Source organism: Streptomyces capitiformicae (genome assembly GCF_002214185.1).
Lineage (GTDB): Bacteria > Actinomycetota > Actinomycetes > Streptomycetales > Streptomycetaceae > Streptomyces > Streptomyces capitiformicae.
Genome location: NZ_CP022161.1, coordinates 1,981,429 through 2,008,246 on the forward strand (window position 1 = coordinate 1,981,429; position 26,818 = coordinate 2,008,246).

The window sequence follows — 26,818 nt, forward strand, 5'->3', positions numbered from 1 at the left end:
TTCATCGGATCGGAGGTGGGCCGCGCCGCCGACTCGAAGATGGTCGCACGGCACGCCCCGTCTCGTCACCCAGGTTATTCCCGTCCGTACCCGGGTGCCGATCCGTCCACACCCGAGTGGTGTCCGTTCCCCACCTCACCCGGACTGCGAATGTCCACCGCCTACCGCTTGGCGGAAGCCCGCGCCGTACTCGACTTCCACTCCGGGTGCCCCGGCATCGGGGGCGTCTTCTCCTGGTAGAGCCAGGCGTGGAAGAAGCCGTCGAGGTCACGTCCGGTGACGCGGGAGGCGAGCTCCTGGAAGTCGGCGGTCGAAGCGACACCGTCCCGGTGGATGCCGACCCAGGTCCGCTGCAGCCGCTCGAAGGCGGGGCGGCCGATCTCCTCGCGCAGGGCATAGAGGACGAGCGCGGCACCGTCGTAGACATTGGCCCGGAAGATGCCGATCTTCTGGCCGGTCTCGGGTGCCTTCGGCGCCCCCGGCGGCCCCCCGGCGGCGCGCCAGCGGTCGGACGCACCGTAGGCCTCCTTCATGCGCTCCTCCATGGGCCGGGCGGCCTTCTCCTCGGCGTACAGGGCCTCGTACCAGGTGGCGTGCCCCTCGTTCAGCCACAGGTCGGACCAGGTGCGCGGGCTGACACTGTTGCCGAACCACTGGTGGGCGAGCTCGTGCACCATGAGCGACTCGACGTACCACTTGGGGTACTCGGGGCGCGTGAAGATGTCTCTCTCGAAGAGAGAGAGGGTCTGCGTCTCCAGCTCGAACCCGGTCTGCGCCTCCGCGATCAGCACTCCGTACGTCTCGAAGGGGTACCGTCCGACCTTCTTCTCCATCCACTCGATCTGGGCCGGTGTCTTCTTCAGCCACGGTTCGAGCTTCTTGCGGTCCTTCGCGGGGACCACGTCACGGACGGGCAGGTTGTCGGGCCCTGTCCGGTGGAGGACCGCGGAGCGGCCGATGGAGATCTGGGCCAGTTCGGTGGCCATGGGGTGCTGGGTGCGGTACGTCCAGGTGGTGGTCCCGGGGGCACGGCCCGTCCCGGCCGCGAGGCCGTTGGAGACGGCCGTGTAGCCGTCGGGAACGGTGACACGGACGGTGAACATCGCCTTGTCGGAGGGGTGGTCGTTACAGGGGAAGACCACATGCGCGGCATCGGCCTGGTTGGCCATGGCGAGCCCGTCCGCGGTCCGTACCCAGCCGCCCTGCTCGTCGCCGGTGTACACGGGGTTGCTGGTGTGCCGCACGGTGATGCGTACCCGGCTGCCCTGGGGGAGCGACTCCGGGGGCGTGATCACCAGGTCCTCTCCCGCGCTCGTGAAGGAGGCGGGTGCCCCGTCGACCTCGACGGAGCGCACCTTCCCGTGCGAGAAGTCAAGATTGACCAGTTCCAGCGGGGAGGTCGTCCGGGCGTCGATCGTGGTGACGGCTGTGAGCGGCTCACGGTTACTGCCGGGATAGGTGAAGGCGAGGTCGTACGCCTCCACGTCGTAACCCGGATTGCCGAGGTACGGGAAGAGCCGGTCGCCGATGCCGAGGGGGACGGCGGGCGAGGGCGCGCTCGCGGCGATCAGGCAGACGGAGACGGCGGAGGCGAGCAGCGCCGCCTTGGTACGGCGGGCCCTGGGGCGAAGCCAGGGGCGGAGGGTGAGCGGCATGGACCACGGCTACCAGCGCGCTCCCCCGCCGCGGTGACGACTCGCAGCGGGCCCACTCGAACGAGGGCCCGTCGGCGTCACTGTGCCGCGGCCGCCGCCTGGTGCTGCGCGCGTCCCACGTCGTACACACCCGGCACGTTCCGCATGGCCCGCATCAGGCCCGGGAGGTGTGCCGCGTCCGGGAGTTGCAGGGTGTAGGTGTGCCGGACGCGCTGCTGGGTCGGGGGCTCGACGGTGGCGGAGACGATGGCGACGCCCTCCAGGGCGATGGCCTCGGTGAGATCGGCGAGCAGATGGGGCCGTTGGAAGGACTCGGCGACGAGGGTGACCCGGAACTCGGTGGTGTCCCCCCAGCGCACACCGACCGCAGCGCGCCCCAGGCCTTTCATGCGTGCCACGGCGGCACACTCGACGCGGTGCACGGTCACCACTCCCCCGCGGACGGCGAACCCGGTCACCTCGTCGGGTGGTACGGGCGTACAGCAGCCGGCGAGGCGTACGTTCGCCTCGGGTCGGCCGGCCACGACCACGGCGTTCACGGCGCCGGAGAAAGTGGTGGGCTCGTCGGGGGCGGGGCGGGGGGCCGGCGCCTCGTCCTTGAACTCGCCGCCCGGCGCCTCCTGCTCGTCGGCGGCGGGCGAGGGGTGGGTGGCGAGCCAGCGCTGGATGGCGATGCGCGCGCCGGGCGTGCGGGCGTGCTCCAGCCACTCCCTGGAGGGCTCCGAGGCCGGGTCCTGGCCCATGAGGAGCTGAACGGTGTCGCCGTCCTTCAGGACCGTACTCAGGGTCGCCAGGCGGCCGTTGACGCGGGCTCCGATGCAGGCGTGCGCGTCCTCGCCGTACTGCGCGTACGCGGCGTCCACGCAACTGGCGCCCTCGGGGAGCCCCAACGTGCCCCCGTCGGGCCGAAAGACGGTGATCTCACGGTCCTGGGCGAGGTCCTCACGCAGGGTGGACCAGAACATGTCGGCGTCCGGCGCGGCCTGCTGCCAGTCGAGGAGCCGGGAGAGCCAGCCGGGGCGCGTGGGGTCGACGCGCTCGCCCTCGCCGCCGACCCGCTCCCCGTCCGCCTGCTCCTCCGAAGGAGGAGCGTACGGATTGCCGAGCGCGACGACGCCGGCCTCGGCGACCTTGTGCATCTGGTGCGTACGGATGAGGACTTCGGCGACCTGGCCGTCCTCACGGGCGACGGCCGTGTGCAGCGACTGGTACAGGTTGAACTTCGGTACGGCGATGAAGTCCTTGAACTCCGAGACGACCGGCGTCATGCAGGTGTGCAGCTCGCCGAGGACGGCGTAGCAGTCGGCGTCCTCGTTGACGAGGACCAGGAGGCGGCCGAAGTCGACGCCGCGCAACTGGCCGCGTTTGCGGGAGACCCGGTGCAGCGAGACGAAGTGCCGTGGTCTTATGAGGACTTCGGCCTGGATGCCGGCCTCGCGCAGGACCCCGCGCACCTCGTCGGAGATCTCGGCGAGCGGGTCGGTGTCCTGCGCGGCGTTGTCGACGATGAGTTCGCGGGTGTGCTCGTACTCCTCGGGGTGGAGGATCGCGAAGACGAGGTCCTCCAGTTCGGTCTTGAGCGCCTGGACGCCGAGCCGTTCGGCGAGCGGGATCAGCACGTCCCTGGTGACCTTGGCGATGCGTTCCTGCTTCTCGGGGCGCATCACGCCGAGGGTGCGCATGTTGTGCAGCCGGTCGGCAAGTTTGATCGACATCACGCGGACGTCGTTGCCGGTGGCGACGAGCATCTTGCGGAAGGTCTCGGGCTCGGCGGCGGCCCCGTAGTCCACCTTCTCCAACTTCGTGACACCGTCGACGAGATAACGCACCTCCTCGCCGAACTGCTCGCGCACCTGATCGAGCGTCACGTCCGTGTCCTCGACGGTGTCGTGGAGCAGAGAGGCCGTCAGGGTCGTTGTCTCCGCGCCGAGTTCGGCGAGGATCAGCGTCACGGCGAGCGGGTGTGTGATGTACGGCTCACCGCTCTTGCGCATCTGACCGCGATGCGAGGACTCGGCGAGAACGTACGCCCGGCGCAGCGGATCCAGATCGGCGTCGGGGTGGTGGGCGCGGTGGGCCTCGACGACATGGCTGATCGCGTCGGGCAACCGGTCACGGGTGGTCGGGCCCAGGAGTGCGGCGCGGCCCAGACGGCGCAGGTCGATACGAGGTCGGCCCTTCCTGCGGTGCGCTGTGGGCGGCGCAGGGGCGGGCGATACGGCGGGGTTCGTGGCCTCCGCGCTCATGGGCACCTCCGGCTGCGTGGACCGGCGGACGGGTATCCCAAGGCGTGCGGCGGCTCAGGGATCGTGTCGTTCCCCCGTCCGTGCCGGTGCTTGATGCTACCGAGCCCACCACGCCCGTCCGACCGCCTCTCGCCGAGCGTGAAACGGATCACCCATTCGAGCGAAGGTTCTGGCCTTTACGGTTTCGAGCCACCCGACCAGGTGCGCACCATGGATTCGAACCCCTGAACGGCGGTCGGGCTTGGATACATGCGGCACCCGAGGTCTATACGCCGCCATGTCAAGCCTGACGGCAGGTCAACCCGCGGCGCTTTCCAGCCACTTGGCGTCGATCTCGCCTTCGGCGACGATCACCGCGGGACCTGTCATCTCGATCTCGCCGTCAGGCCGTTCGGTGATCACCAGGGTTCCGCCGGGCACATCGACGGTGTACGTCGACGGGGTGCCCGTCACGGCCGGATCGGTGCCGTCACGGCGGGCGGTGGCCACGGCGACGGCACACGCGCCCGTGCCGCAGGAGCGGGTCTCTCCGGAGCCGCGCTCGTGGACCCGCATCGCCACATGGCGCGGGCCGCGGTCGACGACGAACTCGACGTTGACCCCGTCCGGGTAGGCGGAGGCGGGGCTGAAGGGCGGCGCCGCGTACAGATCGCCGGCGTCGGCGAGGTCGTCGACGAAGGCGACCGCGTGCGGGTTGCCCATGTTCACGTTGCGCGCGGGCCAGCTGTGCTCGCCGACGCTCACCGTGACGTCCCCTTCGGGGAGGCGCGCCCTGCCCATGCCGACGGTGATGTCACCTGCGGCGGAGCCGCTGACGGATGCGGCCTTGGCGATGTGGACGCGCTTGACGCCCCCGCGCGTGGCGACGGTGAGGTCGCCCTCGGCGACATGACCGGCGTGCTGGAGGTAGCGGGCGAAGACCCGGACGCCGTTGCCGCACATCTCCGCGATCGACCCGTCGCCGTTGCGGTAGTCCATGAACCACTCCGCCTCGGCCGCCAGCTCCTTGGCCTCCGGGTGCGCGGCCGACCGTACGACATGCAGCACGCCGTCGCCTCCGATGCCCGCGCGCCGGTCGCACAGCGCGGCGACGGCGGCCGGGGACAGGTCGATGACGTTGTCGGGGTCCGGGACGATCACGAAGTCGTTCTCGGTTCCGTGGCCCTTGAGGAAGGCGATCCGCGTGCTCATTCCTCGATCGTACGGTCTCGCTACGACACCGCGTCCGCGCCGGGAACTCAGCGGAGGCGGGCCACACGCCATACGGCCAGTACGGCCACGGCGGCGACGACCAGTGCGTAGGCCAGTACGACGCGCCAGTCGGGGCGGCGTCCGGATCCCCGCTGGGGCAGGCCCGGCCAGGTGTGGCCGACCTTGCGGGCGGCCATCATGCCCCAGCCGGCGGAGGTGGAGCAGATCAGCAGGCCGAGCATGGCGACCACGGCGCCGCCGTCACCGAACTCGAAGGCGAGCGGGAAGGCGAACATCAGGGAGCCGACCGCGGCGAGACCCACGATGGGAGCGAGCTGCCACAGACGCAGTCTGCGCTGGGGGCGCAGTTCGACCTCGACCTCCGGTGCGGACATCTCGTCCGGTTCCGGTCCGTCGTCGGTCACACCGCCGGGAGCCTGGTCGTCGGGCCCGTCCGGGCTCAGCGGTTCGCCGTCGGAGTCCAGTGCGTACCCCTCGGTAACCAGCTGTTCCCTGTCCTCCGCGGTGCCGTGCTCCGTGCCTTGTGCGGTGTCGCGAGGGCCGGCCTCCATCGCCACGCGCCCTCCCAACTCGGACTCCACTTGGTCGATCGAAGCTCGATGATGGCACGCCCCCGATGGCCGGGATGACCGCCGGGGCGACCCGATGCCATGACGTGATCAGGCTGTAACCGGTCGTTCGATCAGCGCCAGGGCGAGCCGCGGGAGTTCCGTCAGGTCCGCGACACCCCCCTTGAGCCAATGCACCCGCGGGTCGCGCCTGAACCATGAATCCTGGCGGCGCGCGAAGCGCTTGGTGGCACGTACGGTCTCGGTCCGCGCCTCGTCCATGGTGCAGTGCCCGGCGAGCGCCGCGAGGACCTGCTGGTAGCCGAGCGCACGCGACGCCGTACGCCCCTCGCGCAACCCCTGCGCCTCCAGTGCGCGCACTTCTTCGACGAGCCCGGCGTCCCACATGCGGTCGACCCGGCGGGTGATGCGCTCGTCGAGTTCGGGGCGCGCCACGTCGACGCCGATCTGGACGGTGTCGTAGACCGAGTCGTGCCCCGGGAGGTTGGCGGTGAAGGGTTTTCCGGTGATCTCGATCACTTCGAGAGCCCGGACGATGCGGCGGCCGTTGCTCGGCAGGATCGCGTGCGCGGCCTCGGGGTCGGCGGCGGCGAGCCGGGCGTGCAGCGCGCCGGAGCCGCGCAGGGTGAGCTCCTCCTCCAGACGGGCACGGATCTCGGGGTCGGTGCCGGGAAACTCCAGGTTGTCGACGGCCCCGCGGACGTACAGCCCGGAGCCGCCCACCAGGATCGGCCAGCGGCCCTCGGCGAGCAGGGCGTCGATGCGCGCCCTGGCCAGCCGCTGGTACTCGGCGACGCTGGCGGTGACCGTGACGTCCCAGATGTCCAGGAGGTGATGCGGGACTCCGTCGCGCTCCTCGAGGGTCAGCTTGGCGGTGCCGATGTCCATGCCCCGGTAGAGCTGCATGGAATCGGCGTTGACGACCTCGCCGCCGAGGCGCTGGGCCAGGAACACACCCAGATCGGACTTGCCCGCCGCGGTGGGGCCGACGACGGCGATGACCCGCGGGGCGGGGACTGCGCTACTCACTGCCCCAGTCTCGCAAATGTCGGGGCCTGTTCTCGAACGAGCTACGTGACGCGACGCGGCCGGGGTCGTTGCGTGTTGCGAGTTCGATGCGCCGGTTCCGAGTGCCGGTGACCCGGCTGACGCAATCCGACGCTCCGGGAAGCGCGGGACTTAACCCGCATGAGTAGCATTGAGGTTGATATGGGCGTTTTTTCACTGTTCCGTCGGAAGGCGAAGGGCGCGGAGGAGACGGCCGAGACGGCCACCGCGACGGCTGCCGCAACCGAGGCGAAAGGGGCCGACCAGACCGAGGACGAGGCCCGGCCCGAGGGCGAGGCCAAGGACACGGTGACCGACGCCGAGACGGAAGGGACCGGCACGGCGGACGAGGCGGAGATCCCCAAGCAGCAGACCGCCGAGCAGGCCGCCGACAACGAGGCCAGTGAGGGCGCCCGCACGTGAGTGACCCGCGCGGGAAGGTGAACCATGGGTCTTCTGGATAACGTGAAATCCAAACTCTCCCCGGCCAAGGACAAGGTCTCGCACCTCGCACAGAAGCACGAGGACAAGATCCAGCACGGTCTCGACAGGACCGCGCATGCGGTCGACAAGAAGACCAAGGGCAAGTACAGCGACAGGATCCAGTCGGGCACGGGCAAGGCGAAGCACGCCATGGACCGACTCGCGCACAAGGACGACGACGGCGGCTCGATGTCTCCGCCTCCGGCCGGCGGGGCCACACCACCGCCTCCGGCTTCCTGAACACCCGCACATCGGCGGACGGCCGCGGAGCACTTCGGGCTCCCGGCCGCCCGCCGTGTTCGGCCTACGACCAGGTGGCCACCAGATAGCCCACCCCGTACGGCGCGTCGTCGTACAGGAGGCTGCCGCTCAGGTCGGCACCCTCGGCGGCACCGGCCAGGATCTGCCAGGGGGCGCGGCCGGAGGCCTTCAGCTCGCGTGCGAGCCCGGTGTCCAGCGCCTTCAGGGCCGCGGTGTCCGCGTCGGCGAGCGCACGCGCGACCACCGCGTCGAAGCCGGCCGCGCGGTCGTCCAGGTATCCCGGGGCCTTCAGCGTGCGGCACGCGCTGGCGTCGCCCATCACCAGCAGGACCACCCGCTCGGCCGACCCGGCGATGTCCTGTCCGATGTGGATACACCGCTCGACGGCGAGCGGTTCCGCCACACCGAGCCCTTCCATGGGGGCGTCGGCCCAGCCGGTACGGTCCAGCAGCCAGGCGGCGACGGCGAGAGAGGCGGGCAGCCGGGCTTCCTGGGACACCGTGCCGCCGTCGCGCCCCAAGCGCACGTCGAGATCCACGCCGAAGCCCTGGAACGAGCCGCGCGAGCCCTGCGGACAAGGACGGTCGTGCTCGGCGGGGCCCACGACCACCAGCCGGTCCGGCCGGGCGGCGGCGAGCACTCCGAGCACATCCGTGCAGGCGTCGCGCGCCGCGTCCAGCTCGGGCGCCGCCCCAGCGGCGACCTCGGGCACGAGCAGCGGCGCACAGGGACAGACGGCGGCGGCGACGAGCATAAGGCGCAGGCTAACGTCCACAGCTGACGCAGGCCGCAACCACGCCCCGTCAGGGGAGGCGTGGAACTGCGCGATCAGCCCCCGCGCACCCGCAGCCCGCGCATCACTCCTGGGACCGAGTTCGAGCCGCGACCGACAGCCGCTGCCGGAACATCAGTGACCGCCGCAGCCACCCGTCGTCGCCACCGGCAGCGGCTCCGGCACACCGATTTTCGGCAGCCCCAGCATGACCCCCGCCGGCTTCTCCGCAGGCGCGGCGTTCCGCTTCTCCCAGGCGTCGCCCGCGCGCGTGCGGCGCACGTCCAGGACGGCGCCCTCGGCGAGCAGGTGGTGCGGGGCGGCGTACGTGATCTCGACGGTCACGACGTCACCGGGGCGTACCTCCTGGTCGGGCTTGGTGAAGTGGACCAGGCGGTTGTCGGGGGCGCGGCCCGACAGGCGGCGGGTGGCACCGTCCTTGCGGCCCTCGCCCTCGGCGACCATCAGCTCCACGGTGCGGCCGACCTGCTTCTTGTTCTCGTCCCAGGAGATCTCCTCCTGGAGGGCGACGAGACGCTCGTAGCGGGCCTGGACGACCTGCTTGGGGATCTGGTTCTCCATGGTCGCGGCCGGCGTACCGGGGCGCTTGGAGTACTGGAAGGTGAACGCCTGCGCGAAGCGGGCCTCACGGACCACGTGCATCGTCTGCTCGAAGTCCTCCTCGGTCTCGCCGGGGAAGCCCACGATGATGTCGGTGGTGATCGCGGCGTGCGGGATGGCGGCGCGCACCTTCTCGATGATCCCCAGGTAGCGCTCCTGGCGGTACGAGCGGCGCATCGCCTTCAGGACCGTGTCCGAGCCGGACTGGAGCGGCATGTGCAGCTGCGGCATCACGTTCGGCGTCTCCGCCATGGCGGCGATCACGTCGTCGGTGAAGTCGCGCGGGTGCGGGGAGGTGAAGCGGACCCGCTCCAGGCCGTCGATGGTCCCGCAGGCCCGCAGCAGCTTGCTGAACGCCTGGCGGTCGCCCATGTCGCTGCCGTACGCGTTCACGTTCTGGCCGAGCAGCGTGATCTCGGAGACGCCCTCGCCGACCAGGGCCTCGATCTCGGCGAGGATGTCGCCGGTCCGGCGGTCCTTCTCCTTGCCGCGCAGCGCGGGAACGATGCAGAACGTGCAGGTGTTGTTGCAGCCGACGGAGATCGAGACCCAGGCCGCATAGGCGCTCTCACGCCGGGTCGGCAGGGTGGAGGGGAAGGCTTCGAGGGCCTCGGCGATCTCGACCTGTGCCTCGTCCTGGACACGGGCGCGCTCCAGCAGGACCGGCAGCTTGCCGATGTTGTGCGTACCGAAGACGACGTCCACCCAGGGCGCCTTCTTGACGATGGTGTCCCGGTCCTTCTGTGCCAGACAGCCGCCGACGGCGATCTGCATGCCGGGGCGGGAGGCCTTCATGGGGGCGAGGCGGCCGAGGTTGCCGTAGAGACGGTTGTCGGCGTTCTCGCGTACGGCGCAGGTGTTGAAGACGACGACGTCGGCGTTGCCCTCGCCGGCGTCCACGGGTGCGCGCACGTAACCGGCCTCTTCGAGGAGACCGGACAAGCGCTCGGAGTCGTGGACGTTCATCTGGCACCCGTAGGTTCGGACTTCATAGGTTTTAGATGATCGAACGTCCACTGCCGGGCTCCGGTCGCTGCTGCTGGTCATGGCTCAAGGGTAGGCGCTCCCCCAGAGAGCCCATGCCTCCCCTCACTTGTGGCAGCGGACGCCGGGCACTGCTCGGGTGGTACGCATGGTGAGTGACGACGCGGCCGACCGGCAGATCGCCCTGGTCCTCGCCTACGGCGAGAAGATCGTGGAACAGGGGCTGACGCGGCTGGTCCGGCGCACCGGACGCGGCTCCCCGGCGGAGTCGGCCGCTGCCTGGCCGACCGGGAACCTGGTTGGCTTCCCCCGCCTCAGCCGTTCTGGAGCACAAGGATCACGGTTCAGGTCGGCCAGGCCGACACCATTGATCCGCGGACCGCGCGCCGGGGAGTCGTCCGGAGTTCACTTCTTCAGGGTGCTGAGCAGTCCGCCGACGTAGTACTTCTCCAGCAGCACGTAGATGATCACGCAGGGGATGATGGTCACCGTGACGCCGGCTTGCAGGACTCCCCAGTTGCGGCTGCCGAGCGCCCCGGCGGCGATCACGCTCAGGGTCACCGGGAGGGTGAATCGCTCCTGCTCGTTGACGAAGATGAGCGCAGCGAAGAACTCGTTCCAGGCGGTGAAGTACGCCAGCAGGCCGGTGGCGATCACTCCCGGTACGGCTACCGGCAGCATCACCCGGACCAGCGTCTGAAGATGGCCACAGCCATCGATCCGTGCGGCTTCCTCCAGACTGCGGGGGACCGCCGCGAAGGAGTTGCGCATCAGGAACAGCCCGAAGGGGAGCTGGAACGTGGTGTAGACGAGGGTGAGTCCCAGCAGCGAGTTCAGCAGCCCGAACTCGTCGAGGAGCAGGTAGAGAGGGGTGACGAGAGCCTGGAACGGGACCATGAAGGTGACGAGGGTGGCGAAGAAGAGGACGTTGCTGCCGGGGAAGCGCAGCCGTGCGAAGCCGTAACCCGCGAGAATGCTGAGGACCAGCGTCGCCAGTGTGGTACCCAGTGAGACCACCACGCTGTTGCGGACGTTGTCCAGAACGTCGATCCCCCCGTTACCGGCAAGTGCCCGGTAGTGCTCCAGGGACGGATCGTGCGGGTAGAGGGTGGGAGGTGCCGCGACCGCCTCGCTCGGAGACTTGAAACTGTACGTGATCATCACATACAGCGGATACAGGAACAGTACAGCCAGACTGGTGCAGACCGCCCACCAGGCCGCCCGTGGCAGCGACCGCCGGATGGCGGCGGGCAACCGCTCCGGAGCCGCTCTCGGATGTGACCGCGGGGCCGCATCCGCCAGGCTCTCCTCGTGCTCCGCATGCTCCGGCGGGTTCTGGTCATGCCTGCGGCCGCTCATACTGCCTCACTGCGCATGTTCGCTCGCATCGACTCAGGTCGTCTCGGCGTTCGGTCGGAGTTCGGTCAGGGTTCGGTCGGAGTTCGGTCAGGGTTCGGTCAGGGTTCGGATCCGGGTTCGGACGAGCGGAGCAGATACAGCTGCAGTGCGCTGACCAGCACGAGAACGATCATGAGCAGGGCGGAGAAGGTGGCGCCGAGTCCCAGCTTGAACTGGATGAAGGACGTGCGGTAGATCTCGTACACCGCCGTGATGGTCGAGTTGGTGGGGCCGCCGCTGGTCATGATGAAGAACTGGTCGAAGGCGAGCAGCGAGCCGGCCACGGAGAAGACCAGGACCAGGGCCAGTGTGGGGCGCAGCAGCGGCAGCGTGATGTGGCGGAGGGTCTGCCACTTGTTCGCACCGTCGACCCGGGCGGCCTCCTCCACTTCGGCCGGGATCGCCTGCAGCCCGGCCAGCAGCAGGAGCATCTGCAGCCCGACGACCTTCCAGGTCACCATGGCGATGACCACGAGCAGAGCGGAGGTCTTGTCGGCGAACCAGTCGGTGTTGCGGCTCGTGAGGCCCAGGCGGTCGGCGAGGTGGCTGACGGGTCCGATGTCGGACTGGAACAGGAACAGCCAGAGAAAGGATCCCGCTGCGAGACCGATCACCACCGGCATGAAGTACAAACCCTGGAAGAAGCGGGCCGCGTGGCCGCTCCTCCTGACCAGCAGGGCGAGCGCGAGCGCCAACACAAGCAGCACCGGCGTGCTGATCAGTGTGTACTCGAAGGTGAAGAGCACGGCGTTGCGGAACGCGACGTCGTCCAGGGCGTCACGGTAGTTCCGCAGTCCGACGAAGCGGCGCTCTCCCAGCAGCGGCCAGTCGTGCAGTGTCATCCACAGCATCGTCACGAGCGGCACGTAGAAGAAGACGGCGATCATCGCCAGAGCCGGGGCCGTGAGGGCGGCCCCGGCCAGACGGACGCCGGCCCGGGCCGGCGTCCGTCTCGGTGCGGCACCACGGCCGAGGCCGGTGGGAGGCGTCATCTGTTGCCCCGGGCGTTCGTGCCCTGCGGCGCTCTGTCGATGATGGCCTGGGCCGCCTCCTGTCCCTCCTTCTGAGCCGCGGCGATGTCACCGCCGAAGACGGCCTTGTTGATCATCTGGATCCAGGGTCCGTTGGGGTCGTTGAACAGTTGGTGTTCGACGGTGCTGTACGGCGTGCGCCCCTTCTCCATGGCCTCGGCGAACAGCTTGTTGCGGGGATCGAGCGGGACGTAGATCTCGTCGGTCAGATCATTGCGCACGGGCGTGATGCTGTTGTCGGCGAGCACCTTCTGGGCCTGCTCACCGGTGGCCCAGGTGACGAAGTCACGCGCCCCCTTCTTGTTCTCGCCGTTCTTCATGACAGCGATCTCGTCACCGCCCGCGAAGGAGGACCAGCCGCCGTTCTTGCCGGGCAGGGGGGCGACACCGAAGTCGACGTCCGAGTCCTGCTTGAGGACCTGGGTGTAGAAGGCGCCGAGCGGCACCATGCCCACCCTGCCGGTCTGGAACACCGCGGGCTGATGGGTGCCGTTGTCCGTCCGGGACTGCGCCGGCATCGTGCCGTCGGTGTACAGCCGGCGGTAGAAGGTCAGGGCGTCGGTGACCTCCTGGGAGTCGAACCGGGCCTGTGAGCCGTCTTCGGAGAGCACCTCGCCGCCGCTGGCCCACACATGCGGGGTGAACTCGAAGACGTTGCAGCCGCCGCACTGCCCGGCGATGGCGAATCCGTGGATGTCCGGCCCCAGATCGCTGATCTTGTTGGCAGCGGAAATGATCTCCGCGTAGTTCTTCGGGGGCTTCTCCGGGTCGAGGCCGGCGGCTTTGAACAGCGACTTGTTGTAGATGAGCACCGAGGCCTCACCGCTGAACGGCAGAGCGTAGGTGCGCTCGTTGTAGGTGGCGAGCGCGCGGTGGGACGGGCTCAGGCTGTCCTTGTACGGCAGGTCGTCCGCCAGCTCCGTGATGTCCTCGAGCGTTCCGGTGGAGGCGAAGTACGGCAGATACACCAGGTCGATGGAGGCGACATCGGGTGCGTTGCCGGACGTGGCCGAGGTGGCGAGCTTCTGGATGAAGTCGGCCGCCGGGACGAGGGTCACCTCCACCTTGGTGTCATGGCTCTCGTTCCAGGCGTCCGCGACCAGGTTGATGAACTCCTTCTGGGTGTCACGGGTCCACAGACTGATGGTGGCGTCCGTGGCCGAGGCCGACGACTGCGCGCCGGTTCCACAGCCTCCGGCCAGCAGAAGGACTGACGTCATCAGCGCACCTACGGTCTTCGCTCTGATTCTCATGGCTTCCGTCCTAGGAGCAGGCTCGCATGGGGGGAATTCAGCAGGTAGGCAGCCAGACGCGCATGCTGCCCCGGTGGCGGTTGGCCCAGGCGTAGTAGGGAATGGCGGTCAGTTCGACGGGGACGGCCGCTCCGTTCCAGGCCCGTGTGTCGTGCGGTGCCCGGTCCGCGTCCGGTGTGCCGCTCGGCACCGAGCGGTAGGGCCACCAGGCCGCCGGGGCGGGCCCGGGCCCACGCAGCAGTCCGGAGCCGACCAAGGTGGTGATCCCTCCCAGCAGACCGGGGCGGTGCCTGGTGGTCAGCCCGGCGGTGGTGTCGAGCAGGACGTCGTCCAGACGGGGGGCGCCCGGCTGATCCGCCTGCTCCAGGCAGTAGACGAGGGGGCCGCGCTCCAGGGCCACACAGCCGCGGACCGCGTCGACCCTGGGGTGGGCCGCGGTCAGTCGCGGCTGAATCCCGAGGTCCAGGACGACCGTGTTGCCAGGCCGCCAGGTGCGGCGGATCCGCAGCCAGCCGTCCTGCTGCGCCGGCTCTCGGGCCCCACCGGCGCTCGGGGAGTCCACGGAGTCGTCGGCGGTAGGCGTCACCGCGTACTCCCGGCACCACTGCGGCACGCGTAGCGAGAGGGTCCACTCCCCTGTGCCCGCCTCGTCGACGGTCACCGTGATACGGCCCTGCCAGGGATAGCCGGTGTCCACCCGGACCATGACTCGCCCGTCGGCGGTGGACCCGCCGTAGGATCCGTCGGCGTACTGGTGCAGCTGCAGACCGTCCGCGTCCGTGCTGGCGACATAGTGGGGCAGGCTGGCGAGCAGCCGCATGACGTTCGGCGGACAGCAGGCGCAGGTGAACCAAGGGGCCCGGCGGGCTCCCTGGTCCTCGCCGTGGTACTCGTAGCCGTCGCGCACCTGGAGGGGGTTGGTGTAGAGCCAGCCCCGGCCGTCCAGCGAGACTCCGGGGAGAACGCCGTTGTAGAGCGTCCGCTCGATCAGGTCCGAGTAACGGGCCTGACCGGTGAGCAGAGCCATCCGCCAACTCCACTGGATCGAGGCGATGGCCGCGCAGGTCTCGCAGTACGCGCGCTCATTGGGCAGTTCATAGGGATCGCCGAAGTCCTCCCATCGGTGGTGCGCTCCCACGCCACCCGTGAGATACGTCTTGGTGGTGGTCATCGCCTCCCACAGTCGTTCCATCGCCGCGCGCAGTTCCGGTTCGCCCGTCTCGGCCGCCACATCGGTGGCACCGGCCAGCAGATAGAGCTGGCGTACGGCGTGGCCGGTCACCGTCTTGGCTTCCCGCACGGGGACGTGGTCCTGGCAGTGGTCGGGGCCCGGGGCAAGGCCGCGGGGGTCGTCCTCATCCAGCAGGCCGTGGCCGCGCCGGTCGATGAAGTATCCGGCGAGGTCCAGGTAGCGGCGCTCACCGGTCTCGCGGTAGAGCTCCACGAGGGCGGTTTCGATCTCGGGGTGCCCGCAGATGCCGTCGACGGGTTTGCCAGGGCCGAAGGTGCCGTCGATGTGGTCGGCGAAGCGGCGGGCGACGGTGAGTAGATCCTCGCGTCCGGTGCTGCGGTGGTGGGCGACGGCGGCCTGGAAGAGGTGGCCGGCGCAGTACAGCTCGTGGCCCCGGAGCAGTTCGGCGAACCGCGGACCGGGCTTGGCCACCTGGTACCAGGTCTGCAGATAGCCGTCGTCCTGCTGGGCCTCGGCGAGCAGCCTGATCACCCTGTCCACGGCCCCGGACAGGGTGCGGCGATTCGGTGTGTCGGGGTCGCCCAGCTGCCAGGAGGCGGCCTCCAGCCACTTGGTCACGTCGCTGTCCAGAAAGGGCAGCGCACCCCGGTACGCGCCGTCCGCGGTCCCGGCGGCCAACCGCAGATTGTGCAGATTGCCGGCGGATTCCAGCAGGGCCGGCCCCTGGGGGATGCTTGTCTCCGCATTGACGCGTCGGCGCTCATGCCAGAAGCCTCCGGTGATCCGGGCGACCTCGGCAGGCCGGAGCGCGATCCGGGCCCGGTCGCTGGGCCGGACCGGCCCTGACAGCCGCGTACTGACGGGCCGCGAGGCTGCGGGAGAAGAGGACACGGGCACACTTCCCTCTAAAATGGACATATCCCATATCGGGACTATAGGGAATCAAGGGGTACATCGCGCTGCCACGCTGCACGCGAAGGCCGAACCACGAACGTCCGACCTTTGCGACAGTCAGGCAGCCGGGCAGCCATGCACCCAGGTCGAAACGCCACGCCACTCCCGACCGCCCCACGGTTCGCGACGGAGACCGTCGAGCAGCACGAACTGACATACAGCATGAACCGGTCACACGGCACTTCACTGGCATGTCCGACATACGCAGGTATGGTGAACATCAAGCGGAGTGAGGGTTGCGGGGTGAGCGACCATGGCACAGCGTGGCAGCGCTGTACACGAGAGCCCCCATGACCACCGGCCTCCGGCCGACCTGGCCACGATCGTCGTCAGCGCGCACGGCAGAGTGCTGGGCTGGAGCGACGATGCCGAGCATCTGCTCGGCCACTCCCCCGAGGTCGTCGGCCACACTCTCACCGAGCTGCTCGCCGTGGACGCCTCCCACCCGGCCTGGGGCGCCCTCGCCGCGGGTGAGGCATGGAGCGGGCCCGTGGCGGTCCGCCATCGGGACGGCCGCCGGCTCGACGCCGATCTGCGCGCCTGTCCGTCCCTGGACGGTCAGGGCAAGGCCCACGGGTGGTCCGTCGTGACCGTGACCGTCTCCCCGCGCCCGTCCGAGAACGGAGCCGGGGCCGCGGGCAGGTCCGACGGGGCGATGCTGGAGCCGACCTTCGCCCAGGCGTCGGTCGCCGTCGCCACCTTCGACGCGAAGCTGCGGTACCAGCAGGTCAACAGCCTCCTCGGCGACATGATGGGCACCGGGGCGGCGCAGCTGCGCGGACGGTCCTACGCCGATGTTCTCCCGGACGGCGCCGACGGGGCCTGGCTGAGGCAGCTGCGCCAGGTCTCCGAGACCGGATCACCGGCACGCTACGACGGCTACATCGGTGACCGTGCCTGGAGCGTCGAGATGTGGCCGGTCAAGGATTCCTCCGGCCGGGTGTGCGGAGTCGGTACCGCCGCGTTCGACAACAGCGCGCAGCACGGAGCCCACCAGCGGCTGGCCCTGCTGAACCAGGCCGGCGCACTGATCGGCGCCACCCTGGACGTGGGCCGCACCGCTCGGGAACTGGCCGACGTGGTAGTCCCACAGCTTGCCGACTTCGTCACCGTGGAGCTCTTCGATTCGGTCCTCGCGGGAGAGGAGCCGATGCCTCAGAAGGCCGGCGAGCCCGTGCTGCTGCGCAGGGCCGCGGCCCGATCCGCCATCGAGGGCGTCCCCGAACTCGCCGTCGAAGTGGGCGCGGTCGACAGTTACCCGCCGTTCTCTCCCCCGGCCCGCTGCCTCGCCGCCGGACGCCCCCTGCTGAGCGGGCTCGACGACCCCGGCTTCGTCCGCTGGATCGAGGGCGACGAGACCAGAAGCGCCGGCGTCCACCGCGACGGCATCCACTCGGGCATGGCAGTACCGCTGCGCGCCCGCGGCATCGTGCTCGGCGTGGCCGTACTCTGGCGCTGGACCCGCCCGGGTGCCTTCCAGCAGGACGACCTGCTTCTCGTCGAGGAGCTGGCCGGCCGGGCCGCCGTGAGCATGGACAATGCCCGGCGCTACACCCGCGAGCACGCCACCGCCCTCACCATGCAGCGCAGCCTGCTGCCGCAGGTACTACCCCAGCAGGCCGCGGTCGAGGCCGCCTTCCGCTACCTGCCGGCCAGCTCCGAGAGCGGGGTCGGCGGCGACTGGTTCGACGTCATCCCGCTGTCCGGCACCCGGGTCGCCCTGGTCGTCGGCGATGTGGCCGGACATGGCGTCCATGCCTCCGCCGCCATGGGACGGCTGCGTACGGCCGTACGGACCCTCGCCGACGTCGACCTGCCGCCCGACGAACTCCTCACCCACGTCGACGACCTGGTCACCCATCTCGCCAGTGACGACGGCATGGGCTCGGCCGGGTTGCCCGGGGAGTTCGGCGCCACCTGCCTGTACGCCGTCTACGACCCTGTGTCCCGGCACTGCGTCCTCGCCAGCGCCGGCCATCCCCCGCCCAGCGTCCTCTACCCCAACGGCACGGTCGCCACCCTCGGTCTCACCCCCGGGCCCCCGCTGGGCGTGGGCGGCGTGCCCTTCGAGGCCACGGAACTGGAACTGCCCGAGAGCAGTCTGATCGTCCTGCACACCGATGGGCTGGTCCACTCCCACAACCAGGATCTGGACACGGGCTTCGCCCGGTTGCGCGACGTCCTGACCGCCGCCTCCTCCTCCCTGGAGGAGACCTGCGACAGGCTGATCGCCGCCATGTTGCCCGAGCGCCCCTCGGACGATGTCGCCGTGCTGGTCGCACGCACCCGCGCCCTGCACTCCGACCAGGTCGCCACCTGGGGTCTGCCCGTCGATCCCGAGGTCGTCGCGGACGCGCGGGCACAGGCCACCCGTCAGTTGGCGGCCTGGGGGCTGGAGGCGGCCTCGTTCGTCACCGAGCTGGTGGTCAGCGAGCTGGTCACCAACGCGATCCGGTACGGCGCACCCCCGATCCAGCTACGGCTGATCCGCGACCGCACCCTGATCTGTGAGGTGTCCGACGGCAGCAACACCGCTCCCCATCTGCGCCGTGCCCGCACCTTCGACGAGGGAGGCCGCGGTCTCCTCCTGGTCGCCCAGGTCACCCAGGGCTGGGGGACCCGCCACGCCGGAATCGGCAAGACCATCTGGGCCGAGCAGCCCCTGCCGGACGACCCGTGGTGGGCCGACCTGTGAAGAAGGGGGACCTGGGCGCTGATGCGCACGCTTTGCCGACCGTCGACCGGACCCGCGCGCTCGGCATGGTCTTCCCTCCCGCCAACGACCACTACACGGGGATGCAGCTTGATTTCTTCGGCCGGGTGGCCGAAGCGGCCCAGGGCTACGACTACGACATCCTGCTCACCACCGGCAGGGAGAGGGGCGACCCGCCGTTCCAGCGGCTGCTGGCCGGAGGCCGGGTGGACGGCATCATCCTGATGGAGATCAAACTGGTGGACTCACGGGTCGACCACCTCACCGAGCTGGGGTTTCCCTTCGTCACGATCGGACGGCCGGGTATCGAGGACGCCTGGTGGGTGGATCTGGACTGGGTGGCGCTCGGCCGCAACTGCGTGCGGCACCTGGCCGACATGGGCCACACCACCATCGCCTTCGTCAACCGGTCGGAGCAGTTCTTCCGGACGGGATACGAATCCGCGCACCGCGCACTCGACGGGTTCAACAAGGGCATCGAGGAACTGGGGCTCACCGGGCGCGCGTACTTCTGCGGCGACGACACGGCCGCCGGCGAGGCGTGCATCGAACAGATCCTGCGGGACAACCCGGCCACCACGGCGGTGGCGACGCTGAGCGAGGCATCCGTGGCCGGCCTGTACCGCGGCCTGACGCGCGCGGGGCGGGTCGTACCGCGGGACTTCTCGGTCGTCGGTCTGACGGCCGTTCCCTCCGTGACGACAGCGGTGACCCCGCCGCTCACTGCGGCCGAGCAACCGGTCGACGAGATCGGCCGGATCGCTGTCGAGCTGTTGATGGAGCGGCTGAAATCCCCCGGCGCCCCTCCCCGGAGCGTTCTGCTGAGACCGCTGATCACCATCCGCTCCAGCACCAGCCTCTGCCGCTCGGTATCGGACGCCGCGTTCTGAACCGTCACAGCGGCGACGGGCTGCCGCCTGCCACAAGGTCAACGCGCGATCGGCGACTTCCCCGTGTGGCACGCGGCACTCAGCGCCGGTACGGTCGGAGAGGTGCCGACCGTCCAGGAGCTCTCGCGGACGTCCTTCGAGGTCCGTACCACCACCGGGACCGCCCCGTCCCTGCCCGCCGCCGTCCGCTCCTCCTTCTCCGACGGCTTCGACCGCGACATGCCGGTCACCTGGGAGGCCGTACCGGCCGAGAAGTACGCGCAGCCAGGGACGTTCACCGTGGCGGGAACGGCGGCCGGACGCGCTGTGTGCGGCACCCCTGCCCTGTTCCCGCCGCGCTCGCCCAATGATCCCGCGCGAGGGGTCTCGGTCCGGTTCGGCAGTCCGGTATCGGTCATCTTCGGTCACCTCTTTCCGAGGCGCAGGCGGCCTGTCGTGCCCCTTCCTTCACGCTAACGGCGATTGCCCGACGTCGCTCAGGCAAGTGGCATGCGAGCGATGCCGGGTGCGGCGCCAGGAGACGGTGGTACCCCATGCAGAAGGGCAGGTCGGGTGGCCGGCCGGACCGCCCTACCGGACGCGGTGTCTGCGGCCGCGCCCCATCCGCGTTCTGAGGAGGACAAGATCGGCGATGAGCACCATCACCCCGATGATCAGCAGGTAGAGCGTGTCCCTGCCGAGCGCCCCGATGACGCCGAGCGCAACCGCCACGATGAGCAGCAGAAGAAACAGCACCACGTCAGCCTCCCGGCGTCAGCGGCGGGCCAGTCCGGTCCAGTCGCGTCAGTCGCTCGCTGTCCGCCGTCCACGTAGACGACGTGCTGACCTCTCGACCCTTCGGGTCAACGACGACGCAGTTGCGTCACTCGCGGAGATCGGCCGAGTGGATCACACCTTCTCCCTGTGGCAGGTGCCGGTGACGCAACGGCCCCGGCGTATACACACCGGGGCCGCCCTTCCGGGTCGTTGCACGTGAGAGTGCGCCGACCCACACACCAGGGTATGCCCGAGAGGCCATTTCGGTCATATGGGAGGACACGTCTCCATGTGATCGGCCGGAGCCCTGAGGGCGGCCTGGGCCGTGTCAGTCGCTGTCCTTCTCCTCGGTCTCCATGAGCTGGATCCCCTTGTGCTTCAGTGTGACCATCGCGGGTGTGTTTCCTCTCGCCCAGTCGACCTGGATCAGCCCTTCGGCCGCGAGGTACGTGCAGGCGGCGGCCAGGTCCTCCTCGGGCATGGCGAGGTCCTCGCGCAATTGCGCCCCGGTGAGGCCGAGGAGGCGATTGCCTTCGACGGCCTCGTACAGGGTCTTCATGATCGCCTCGCGGTAGTGCTGCCGCTCGTGCAGTGTCGCCATGGTCGCCTGCCTCTCGTGCCGGCACCGACGGAAACCCGTACGTCTGGGGCGGTATCCACCTTCCCCCGCTGAGGGGCATCTCCTCGGATTTCGTCCGGCTGTGTGTGAGCGTCCCGGGAGGACTGGCTGGTCAGCAGCCAGGAGCGGACCGGCTCCGCCATGCGCGTGGTGTCCACGGTGAGGCGGAGGCGTCTTCCGCCGTCGCCGCCTCCGGGTCCGCGGCGACGATACGAACCTCCGCGTGCCCGGCCGAGGGCAGTTCCGGTGACTTCATGGTGACCCCTTTTGGTCATACAGGACGACGTGCGTCAGGGGCGACGTGTCGGTCGGCGTGACGGCCGACGCCCCGCCCCATACCCACCCCGGATACCCTCCCCGGCTGGAACCAGGTCTGCGTCGTCAGCGGCTCCCGTCTTGACGCTCACGGCGGGTGGCGTCGGCAGGAGGACCCTTCGGCGCGGTCGCACGTGAGCTCTTACGGGTCCGGGTCCGCCGGCCGATTCCCGGTAGGACGTCGCTGTAGCGGAACGCCCCGATCCTCTCGTCATGCTGCGCGTTGAGCCGGTGGATCAGGAACATTCCCACGATGATCACGAAGATGATCACGGCGACGGTGACGGCTGTCTCCACATCCTCACCTCCACAGGATCCTCACCTCCACAGGGCGGAACTCAAGATCCCGATCGAGGCTCCGGGCGCCGCAGCGGCTCCGCCGTCGGTCTCCCATTCCTCTTCCCGGCTCCGAGTCTCCGCCGCGTCGTGACTGATGGCCTCGTCGGCCATCAGACCGCTGGCGGTGCGGATACCTCCTGGAACGGTTGCTGCTGCCATCAGCCGGGCGGCGGCGGCCGGCTCCGTCTCCGGAGGGATCACCAGCAGGTCCAGACGGCCCACCGTGTAGGAGAGGAGGATCACTTTGTTCGGGTCCTGCTCGTCGGCGAACCAGCCGACATGCACCGTGTGCCCCGTGACGGGGACCTTGCGCGGGATGACGGGCCAGTGGGCCGGGTTCACGGTGACGTGGGTGATCCGGCCCCAGCACGCGTCCAGGGCGTTCGTCAGAGTGGGGATCTCCCGGAGGAGATCACGGGAGCGGGGCCACCAGGCACCGTCCACAAGACCTGGAACCGAGCCGGTCGGGGCCAGGGACAGCCGGGCCGACGCCGAAGGCAGACGCTCTTTGAAGATCGTAGGTTCGATGGTCGCGGTCATGACGCGGACCTGTCCCCGGACCTCCTCTGGGAGGCCGGTGTTGTTGCTCGCCGGGAACGACACCGACATGGCAGCCGGTGTGCGAAGTGCTCCCGGTGCCTTTCACTCTACGCCGCTGCCGAGGCCCGGGGGCGCGCTCGTGAGCAGGCACTTTACCGAGAGGCAACGAGTCCGGCACCGCCGGCGAGCGCAGCGGGTGCGGCAGCGCACGACTTACGGTGAGAGGACGACCGAGAGGACGAGGTCCCGCGTTCGGCGCGGGGCACCGGATTCTCGCGGCGATCCTCGCGGCCGTCACCATCCCCGCCCCCTGCAGTCGCTCGACGGTCAGCCCGTGCACCTCAACCGGCCCCGGATCGCACCCCGGATTGAGCAGTGTCGAGAACTCCCCGGTCTGCTCGCCGTCCGGACCGATCGTGATCACCGAGACGGACGGCACCCGATCTCGCCGGGTAATGAGTCCTGAGGTCTCCACATCGACCAGGGCCCAGCCGTAGGCGTAGTCGCCCATGGCGGGCACATCGAAGGAGGCGGAGACGACTCATGGCGGCAAGGATGATCTGATATCCAGCTCTCCTTCAACCTGTATACCGATTTGCCCTCATCTGGAGGGTCGCGTGGAGGGTCGTGTGGAGGTTCGTGACGAGGTGGTCGTCTTGCGTCGACCGCGGAGAGACCGCACCGAAACTTCGGGAAGTTTTCGGGAAGAACACCCGCCGAGGGCCGGACAAAATCGTCTCCAGCCGGACACCCGCTGACTTCGCCAGGGCTTTCATCGGCACCCGCTAAGTCGTTCCGCCGAGCCCGATAAATGCCCCTGACCGGCAAAAACGCCCTCCCCATGGGAGGGCTGAGACTGGGCGCCCCCGGCAGGACTCGAACCTGCGGCCAAGCGCTTAGAAGGCGCCTGCTCTATCCACTGAGCTACGGGGGCCGGGTGTGGTGGCCTCTGTCTTGGTGCCCGGGTGTGGGCTGATCCGTGACGTTGCCGGGGACAAGGATAGGGCTCCCGAGTCCTTGTCCCTGTTGCTTCGCCTCCGTGGCTCAATGTGGAGGTTCGGTGAAGCGGTCCTGATAATCGCAGGCAGGTACGAATCGTGCACCTCTTTTGGCGTCTGAAGCCTCGGGTGTTGTGCACTCGTTATGCCTGGGCCCCTCCCGTCCCCAGCGCCTCGTGTGTCCTGTCGGCGCGCAGACGTACTTATATGCTTCAGAAAGTCCACAAAATTGGGCATTCTTCGCATGTGGTGACCTTGGACGTACGGCCTCAGCTGCTCGACGCGCTCTCCGCCCTGCGCGACCGTGTCGCCGCCGCGCGCTTCCCGCTCCCCCTGGCGGGGGCCCCGCGCGCGCGTGCCAACCGCGACGAACTGCTCGCGCAACTCGACGACTACTTGGTGCCCCGGTTGCGGCAACCCGAAGCGCCCTTGCTGGCCGTTGTGGGCGGATCGACCGGCGCCGGGAAGTCCACCCTGGTCAACTCCCTGGTGGGGCGGAAGGTCAGTGAGGCCGGTGTGCTGCGGCCGACCACCCGGACGCCCGTACTCGTGTGTCATCCCGAGGACCACCACTGGTTCAGCGGCATGCGCGTACTGCCGAACCTCACACGCGCGTGGGTGCCTCAGCGGGAACCCGGCCAGGATCCGGATCATGAGCTGGGCAGGTCATTTCCGCCGGGCATCGCAGGTCGGGCGGGCAAGGACGGCGAGCGTGTACTGCGGATCGAGACCACCGAGAGCCTGCCGTCCGGCCTCGCCCTCCTCGACGCTCCCGACGTCGACTCCCTGGTCGCCGAGAACCGCGTCCTCGCCGCCGAACTCATCTGCGCCGCCGACATCTGGGTCATGGTCACCACCGCCGCCCGGTACGCCGACGCCGTGCCCTGGCATCTGCTGCGCACCGCCAAGGAGAACCGGGCGACCCTGGTCACCGTGCTCGACCGGGTGCCCCACCAGGTGGTGTCCGAGGTCTCCCGGCAGTACGGGGCGCTGCTGACCAAGGCCGGGCTCGGCGACGTACCCCGGTTCACCGTGCCCGAGCTGCCCGAGTCCGCGTGGGGCGGAGGGCTGCTTCCGGCCACTGCCGTCGCGCCGCTTCGGACCTGGCTCATTCAGCAGGCGACCGACCCGGCGGCACGGCAGCAGGCCATGGCCCGCACCGCCCGCGGCGTTCTCGACTCGCTGCGGTCCCGGATGCCCGAGCTGGCCGGCGCGGCGGCCCAGCAGTACTCCGCCGCACTCCGGCTCACCTCCGCCGTCGACACGGCGTACGACAACGAGCACGCGCGCGTGAAGGGGCGACTGCAGTCGGGGGCCGTGCTCGCCGGCGACGCCCTCAAGCGGTGGCGCAGCTATCCGCTCGACTGCACCGCCCGTGAACTGCTCGATGCCCTCGTGGAGAGTCTCGGCACACTCATGCTGTGCGCCGTCACCGCCGCCGACGACCGGATCGCCGAGGCCTGGCGACGCGAACCGGCCGCGGTGGCCGCCGGGCTGACGGAACGTGACGCGACGGGCGAGAGTGCCGAACACCGCATCGGGATGACCGTACGACGCTGGCGGCGCGTCCTGGAGGAGTACGCCGAGGAAGAGGTCCGCGGCCTCGACCGGGGCGTCGCGCCGGACGCCGAGGTCGTTGCCGCCCTGGTCGCCACGGCCCTGCTCGGTGGCCGCCGGGCCCGGTCGGCGGGGGAGGGGCTCGCCGAACGTATCGGGGCGCACGGAGCCCTCCGGCTGCGCGACCGCGGTGGGCGGCTGCTCACCGAGTACCTCGACCGGGCCCTCGACACCGAACGCGACCGCCGCCTCGCCCCCCTCGACGCACTCGACGTACACCCCGAGCCGCAGGCCGAACTCATCGCCGCGCTGTCCGTACTGCAGAAGGAGAGGTGACCGCCGTGACCGCCGTCGCTGACCACGAGGATCAGACGGAGGACGGCGTCCCCGAAGGGGACGACGATCGCGAAAGCAGCCTCCCCGTAGCGGACGTTTCCGCAAAGGACGCTTCCGAGGGGGTCCACGCGCGCGTGGCTGGCGTCGACGGGGCCGGTGACAGGTCTCGTACGGAAGGTTCTACGGACACCGACGACGCCTGGGACGACGGGCTCATCGCTCGGCGGGTGTCCGAGACGACCGGCGCCGAGCAGGCTCCGATGCCGGTCCTGGAGACCAAGGCTCCCAGTACACAGCCGGTCGTCCCACTCGCGTACGACGGTGCCCTGCGCTCGCGGCTGGAGGCGTTGCGGGAGCTGGTGGGACTGTCCCGGACGCGGCTGGACAGCGGAACGCTCGCCGAGGCGGGGCGGGTGCTGGACGAGGCGGCGGCGCGCCGCAGGCTCTCGGGGGAACACACCGTCGTCGCCATCGCGGGTGCCACCGGCAGCGGCAAGTCGATGCTGTTCAACGCGCTCGCCGGCGTGGCGATTTCGGAGACGGGCGTACGCCGGCCCACCACGGCGGCCCCCATCGCGTGCAGCTGGAGCGATGGCGCGGCGAGCCTGATCGATCGGCTCGGCATTCCGGGACGGCTGCGGAGGCGGCCGTTGCAGAGTCCGGAGGCGGAGGCGCAGCTGCGCGGGCTCGTGCTGGTGGATCTGCCCGACCACGACTCGGCGGCGGTGCAGCACCGGCAGCACGTCGACCGGATTCTGGCGCTGGTCGACGCGGTGATCTGGGTCGTCGATCCGGAGAAGTACGCCGATGCCATCCTCCACGAGCGGTATCTGCGGCCCCTGGCCGGTCACGCGGAGGTCATGTTCGTCGTCCTCAACCAGATGGACCGGCTGCCGGGGGAGGCCGCCCACCAGGTCCTCGACGACCTGCGGCGGCTGCTCGACGAGGACGGGATCGCGCTGGGGGAGTACGGCGAACCGGGGGCCACCGTGCTCGGGCTCTCCGCGCTGACCGGGGACGGGGTGGGTGAACTGCGGGACGCGCTCGGGCAGTTCGTGGCCGAGCGGGGCGCTCCGGGCCGCCGGGTCCGCGCCGATCTGGACACGGCCGCCGCGCGGTTGTGGCCGGTGTACGCGACCAGGAGGGGCACCGGGCTCAGCGAGCGGGCCCGGGAGGAGTTCACGGCACGGCTCGCGGATGCCGTCGGCGCCACCGCGGCGGGCGAGGCCGCCGAGCGCGCCTGGCTGCGCAACGCGAACCGCGCCTGCGGTACGCCCTGGCTGCGGCTGTGGAGGTGGTACCAGGACCGGAACGAACCCCCGACCGGGCGGCTCGCCCTGGCGGCGCCCGTGGACGAGGAGGCCACCGCCCGCCAGCGCGTCGAGCACGCCGTACGCACGCTGTCGGACCGCGCCTCGGCCGGGCTGCCCGCGCCCTGGGCGCAGGCGGTGCGCGAGGCCGCCGTACGGGGGGCGCAGGGGCTGCCCGAGGCGCTGGACGAGTTGGCGGCGCGGGCCGGGGCGCCCACAGGGCGGCCGCCGCGGCCGGGCTGGTGGCCCGCCGCGGTGCTCGCACAGGCGTCCATGACCCTGCTGCAAGTCATCGGCGGGCTGTGGCTGTTGGGACAGATCATCGGCTTCATGGCGCCGAACCTCGGGGTGCCGGTGCTGCTGATGGTGCTCGGCATCGTCGGCGGTCCGGCCGTCGAATGGGGTTGCCGGCTGGCGGCACGGGGGCCGGCACGGCGCTACGGGCTCGAAGCGGAGCGCCGGTTGTGGGAGGCGGCCGCCGGGTGTGGACGGGCACGGGTGTTGGATCCGGTGGCGGCCGAACTACTGCGCTATCGGGAGGTGCGGGAGCAGTACGGGCGGGTGCTGGGGGCGGCGCGGGTGGGGTGAGGCGCGGCCGTCGTAGGAACGGTTCACCCCGTCGGGTGACGGAGTTGTCCACAACCGGCGGGTAGCACACAGGGCTCAGCGGGCTCGGCCCGACGGCGGCAGTCTGAACGGACGCAGCAGCCGTACGGGACGGGCCCGTGCGTGTGTGAGGCCGGTGCCCAGCGTGGCGCCGGCGTGAG

The 26,818-nt window shown here is 70.0% G+C and carries 23 protein-coding genes, 1 tRNA gene and 1 pseudogene; 8 read left to right on the forward strand and 17 right to left on the reverse strand.

Features of this window, described 5'->3' with window-relative positions; all coding sequences use genetic code 11:
• Window positions 1-161: 161 nt before the first annotated feature.
• The 5 genes from CES90_RS08740 to miaA all read right to left on the reverse strand — a co-directional run bounded on the left by CES90_RS08740 (window position 162) and on the right by miaA (window position 6,711).
• On the reverse strand, window positions 162-1,655 hold the full coding sequence (locus CES90_RS08740) for a M1 family metallopeptidase (protein WP_189780670.1): 1,494 nt from the start codon (window positions 1,653-1,655) through the stop codon (window positions 162-164).
• A gap of 77 nt (window positions 1,656-1,732) precedes the next feature.
• Window positions 1,733-3,901, reverse strand: a complete 2,169-nt coding sequence (locus CES90_RS08745; protein ID WP_189780671.1) for a RelA/SpoT family protein — start codon at window positions 3,899-3,901, stop codon at window positions 1,733-1,735.
• 297 nt (window positions 3,902-4,198) lie between these two features.
• Window positions 4,199-5,092: a diaminopimelate epimerase gene (gene dapF / locus CES90_RS08750; RefSeq protein ID WP_189780672.1), complete on the reverse strand. Its 894-nt coding sequence runs from the start codon at window positions 5,090-5,092 to the stop codon at window positions 4,199-4,201.
• A gap of 47 nt (window positions 5,093-5,139) precedes the next feature.
• On the reverse strand, window positions 5,140-5,664 hold the full coding sequence (locus CES90_RS08755; protein WP_189780725.1) for a hypothetical protein: 525 nt from the start codon (window positions 5,662-5,664) through the stop codon (window positions 5,140-5,142).
• A gap of 108 nt (window positions 5,665-5,772) precedes the next feature.
• Window positions 5,773-6,711: a tRNA (adenosine(37)-N6)-dimethylallyltransferase MiaA gene (miaA, locus tag CES90_RS08760; RefSeq protein WP_189780673.1), complete on the reverse strand. Its 939-nt coding sequence runs from the start codon at window positions 6,709-6,711 to the stop codon at window positions 5,773-5,775.
• A gap of 180 nt (window positions 6,712-6,891) precedes the next feature.
• On the opposite strand from miaA, the gene CES90_RS08765 reads away from it, so the two are divergent.
• Window positions 6,892-7,152 (forward strand): hypothetical protein, encoded by a 261-nt coding sequence (locus CES90_RS08765; protein WP_189780674.1) that lies wholly within the window; start codon window positions 6,892-6,894, stop codon window positions 7,150-7,152.
• Between the two features lie 24 nt (window positions 7,153-7,176).
• A complete protein-coding gene (locus CES90_RS08770) occupies window positions 7,177-7,452 on the forward strand; it encodes an antitoxin (RefSeq protein WP_189780675.1) in 276 nt (91 codons plus the stop codon).
• 64 nt (window positions 7,453-7,516) lie between these two features.
• Here CES90_RS08770 and CES90_RS08775 read toward each other — a convergent pair whose 3' ends face one another.
• Window positions 7,517-8,227, reverse strand: a complete 711-nt coding sequence (locus tag CES90_RS08775; protein ID WP_189780676.1) for a class III extradiol dioxygenase subunit B-like domain-containing protein — start codon at window positions 8,225-8,227, stop codon at window positions 7,517-7,519.
• A 153-nt stretch (window positions 8,228-8,380) separates the two neighbouring features.
• Window positions 8,381-9,913, reverse strand: coding sequence for a tRNA (N6-isopentenyl adenosine(37)-C2)-methylthiotransferase MiaB (gene miaB / locus CES90_RS08780; RefSeq protein WP_189780677.1), 1,533 nt, complete (start codon window positions 9,911-9,913; stop codon window positions 8,381-8,383).
• Between the two features lie 85 nt (window positions 9,914-9,998).
• Here miaB and CES90_RS08785 point away from each other — a divergent pair, with 85 nt between their 5' ends.
• Entirely contained in the window at window positions 9,999-10,292 is a 294-nt protein-coding gene (locus tag CES90_RS08785; RefSeq protein WP_189780678.1) for a hypothetical protein, read from the forward strand.
• Here the strand turns inward: CES90_RS08785 and CES90_RS08790 are convergent.
• The 4 genes from CES90_RS08790 to CES90_RS08805 all read right to left on the reverse strand — a co-directional run bounded on the left by CES90_RS08790 (window position 10,256) and on the right by CES90_RS08805 (window position 15,642).
• Entirely contained in the window at window positions 10,256-11,011 is a 756-nt protein-coding gene (locus tag CES90_RS08790; RefSeq protein ID WP_229913561.1) for a carbohydrate ABC transporter permease, read from the reverse strand. The genes CES90_RS08785 and CES90_RS08790 overlap by 37 nt on opposite strands.
• 296 nt (window positions 11,012-11,307) lie before the next feature.
• Window positions 11,308-12,240, reverse strand: a complete 933-nt coding sequence (locus CES90_RS08795; protein WP_189780680.1) for a carbohydrate ABC transporter permease — start codon at window positions 12,238-12,240, stop codon at window positions 11,308-11,310.
• Window positions 12,237-13,499 carry an ABC transporter substrate-binding protein gene (locus CES90_RS08800; protein ID WP_208921411.1) on the reverse strand — a complete coding sequence of 421 codons (1,263 nt, stop codon included), beginning with the start codon at window positions 13,497-13,499 and terminating at the stop codon, window positions 12,237-12,239. The genes CES90_RS08795 and CES90_RS08800 overlap by 4 nt, the downstream gene beginning before the upstream one ends.
• A gap of 70 nt (window positions 13,500-13,569) precedes the next feature.
• Window positions 13,570-15,642: a glycoside hydrolase family 127 protein gene (locus tag CES90_RS08805; RefSeq protein ID WP_189780682.1), complete on the reverse strand. Its 2,073-nt coding sequence runs from the start codon at window positions 15,640-15,642 to the stop codon at window positions 13,570-13,572.
• A gap of 289 nt (window positions 15,643-15,931) precedes the next feature.
• On the opposite strand from CES90_RS08805, the gene CES90_RS08810 reads away from it, so the two are divergent.
• The 3 genes from CES90_RS08810 to CES90_RS08820 all read left to right on the forward strand — a co-directional run bounded on the left by CES90_RS08810 (window position 15,932) and on the right by CES90_RS08820 (window position 19,737).
• Window positions 15,932-18,373, forward strand: a complete 2,442-nt coding sequence (locus CES90_RS08810) for a SpoIIE family protein phosphatase (RefSeq protein WP_189780683.1) — start codon at window positions 15,932-15,934, stop codon at window positions 18,371-18,373.
• Entirely contained in the window at window positions 18,370-19,281 is a 912-nt protein-coding gene (locus CES90_RS08815; RefSeq protein WP_373313251.1) for a LacI family DNA-binding transcriptional regulator, read from the forward strand. Before CES90_RS08810 ends, CES90_RS08815 begins: the two co-directional genes overlap by 4 nt.
• Window positions 19,282-19,383: 102 nt before the next feature.
• Window positions 19,384-19,737: an Ig-like domain-containing protein gene (locus CES90_RS08820; RefSeq protein WP_232791317.1), complete on the forward strand. Its 354-nt coding sequence runs from the start codon at window positions 19,384-19,386 to the stop codon at window positions 19,735-19,737.
• Window positions 19,738-19,851: 114 nt separating this feature from the next.
• On the opposite strand, the gene CES90_RS08825 is transcribed toward CES90_RS08820, so the two are convergent.
• From CES90_RS08825 to CES90_RS08845, 6 genes and pseudogenes are all read right to left on the reverse strand, one after another.
• Window positions 19,852-20,019: a hypothetical protein gene (locus tag CES90_RS08825; protein ID WP_189781496.1), complete on the reverse strand. Its 168-nt coding sequence runs from the start codon at window positions 20,017-20,019 to the stop codon at window positions 19,852-19,854.
• A gap of 346 nt (window positions 20,020-20,365) precedes the next feature.
• A complete protein-coding gene (locus CES90_RS08830) occupies window positions 20,366-20,638 on the reverse strand; it encodes a hypothetical protein (RefSeq protein ID WP_189781495.1) in 273 nt (90 codons plus the stop codon).
• A gap of 399 nt (window positions 20,639-21,037) precedes the next feature.
• Window positions 21,038-21,268, reverse strand: a complete 231-nt coding sequence (locus CES90_RS08835; protein WP_189781494.1) for a hypothetical protein — start codon at window positions 21,266-21,268, stop codon at window positions 21,038-21,040.
• Between the two features lie 21 nt (window positions 21,269-21,289).
• Window positions 21,290-21,850: a DUF5994 family protein gene (locus CES90_RS08840; RefSeq protein ID WP_189781528.1), complete on the reverse strand. Its 561-nt coding sequence runs from the start codon at window positions 21,848-21,850 to the stop codon at window positions 21,290-21,292.
• 268 nt (window positions 21,851-22,118) lie between these two features.
• A pseudogene (locus CES90_RS49415) lies at window positions 22,119-22,361 on the reverse strand (DNA polymerase III); the annotation flags it as partial.
• A gap of 350 nt (window positions 22,362-22,711) precedes the next feature.
• Window positions 22,712-22,784, reverse strand: a tRNA-Arg gene (locus CES90_RS08845).
• Between the two features lie 271 nt (window positions 22,785-23,055).
• Between CES90_RS08845 and CES90_RS08850 the strand changes: the two genes are divergently transcribed.
• The gene (locus tag CES90_RS08850; protein ID WP_189781493.1) at window positions 23,056-24,741 is read left to right on the forward strand and encodes a dynamin family protein; all 1,686 of its coding nucleotides are present in this window, start codon (window positions 23,056-23,058) and stop codon (window positions 24,739-24,741) included.
• Between the two features lie 5 nt (window positions 24,742-24,746).
• Window positions 24,747-26,639 carry a YfjP family GTPase gene (locus CES90_RS08855; protein ID WP_189781492.1) on the forward strand — a complete coding sequence of 631 codons (1,893 nt, stop codon included), beginning with the start codon at window positions 24,747-24,749 and terminating at the stop codon, window positions 26,637-26,639.
• The last annotated feature ends 179 nt before the right edge of the window (window positions 26,640-26,818 follow it).

Coding starts and splice junctions, on each gene's coding strand:
- CES90_RS08740 (WP_189780670.1), bottom strand. CDS start 1,655: ATGCCGCTCACCCTCCGCCCCTGGCTTCGCCCCAGGGCCCGCCGTACC.
- CES90_RS08745 (WP_189780671.1), bottom strand. CDS start 3,901: ATGAGCGCGGAGGCCACGAACCCCGCCGTATCGCCCGCCCCTGCGCCG.
- dapF (WP_189780672.1), bottom strand. CDS start 5,092: ATGAGCACGCGGATCGCCTTCCTCAAGGGCCACGGAACCGAGAACGAC.
- CES90_RS08755 (WP_189780725.1), bottom strand. CDS start 5,664: ATGGAGGCCGGCCCTCGCGACACCGCACAAGGCACGGAGCACGGCACC.
- CES90_RS08765 (WP_189780674.1), top strand. CDS start 6,892: ATGGGCGTTTTTTCACTGTTCCGTCGGAAGGCGAAGGGCGCGGAGGAG.
- CES90_RS08770 (WP_189780675.1), top strand. CDS start 7,177: ATGGGTCTTCTGGATAACGTGAAATCCAAACTCTCCCCGGCCAAGGAC.
- CES90_RS08775 (WP_189780676.1), bottom strand. CDS start 8,227: ATGCTCGTCGCCGCCGCCGTCTGTCCCTGTGCGCCGCTGCTCGTGCCC.
- miaB (WP_189780677.1), bottom strand. CDS start 9,913: ATGACCAGCAGCAGCGACCGGAGCCCGGCAGTGGACGTTCGATCATCT.
- CES90_RS08785 (WP_189780678.1), top strand. CDS start 9,999: ATGGTGAGTGACGACGCGGCCGACCGGCAGATCGCCCTGGTCCTCGCC.
- CES90_RS08790 (WP_229913561.1), bottom strand. CDS start 11,011: ATGATCACGTACAGTTTCAAGTCTCCGAGCGAGGCGGTCGCGGCACCT.
- CES90_RS08795 (WP_189780680.1), bottom strand. CDS start 12,240: ATGACGCCTCCCACCGGCCTCGGCCGTGGTGCCGCACCGAGACGGACG.
- CES90_RS08800 (WP_208921411.1), bottom strand. CDS start 13,499: ATGACGTCAGTCCTTCTGCTGGCCGGAGGCTGTGGAACCGGCGCGCAG.
- CES90_RS08805 (WP_189780682.1), bottom strand. CDS start 15,642: ATGTCCATTTTAGAGGGAAGTGTGCCCGTGTCCTCTTCTCCCGCAGCC.
- CES90_RS08810 (WP_189780683.1), top strand. CDS start 15,932: ATGGCACAGCGTGGCAGCGCTGTACACGAGAGCCCCCATGACCACCGG.
- CES90_RS08830 (WP_189781495.1), bottom strand. CDS start 20,638: ATGGCGACACTGCACGAGCGGCAGCACTACCGCGAGGCGATCATGAAG.
- CES90_RS08840 (WP_189781528.1), bottom strand. CDS start 21,850: ATGACCGCGACCATCGAACCTACGATCTTCAAAGAGCGTCTGCCTTCG.
- CES90_RS08850 (WP_189781493.1), top strand. CDS start 23,056: ATGCTTCAGAAAGTCCACAAAATTGGGCATTCTTCGCATGTGGTGACC.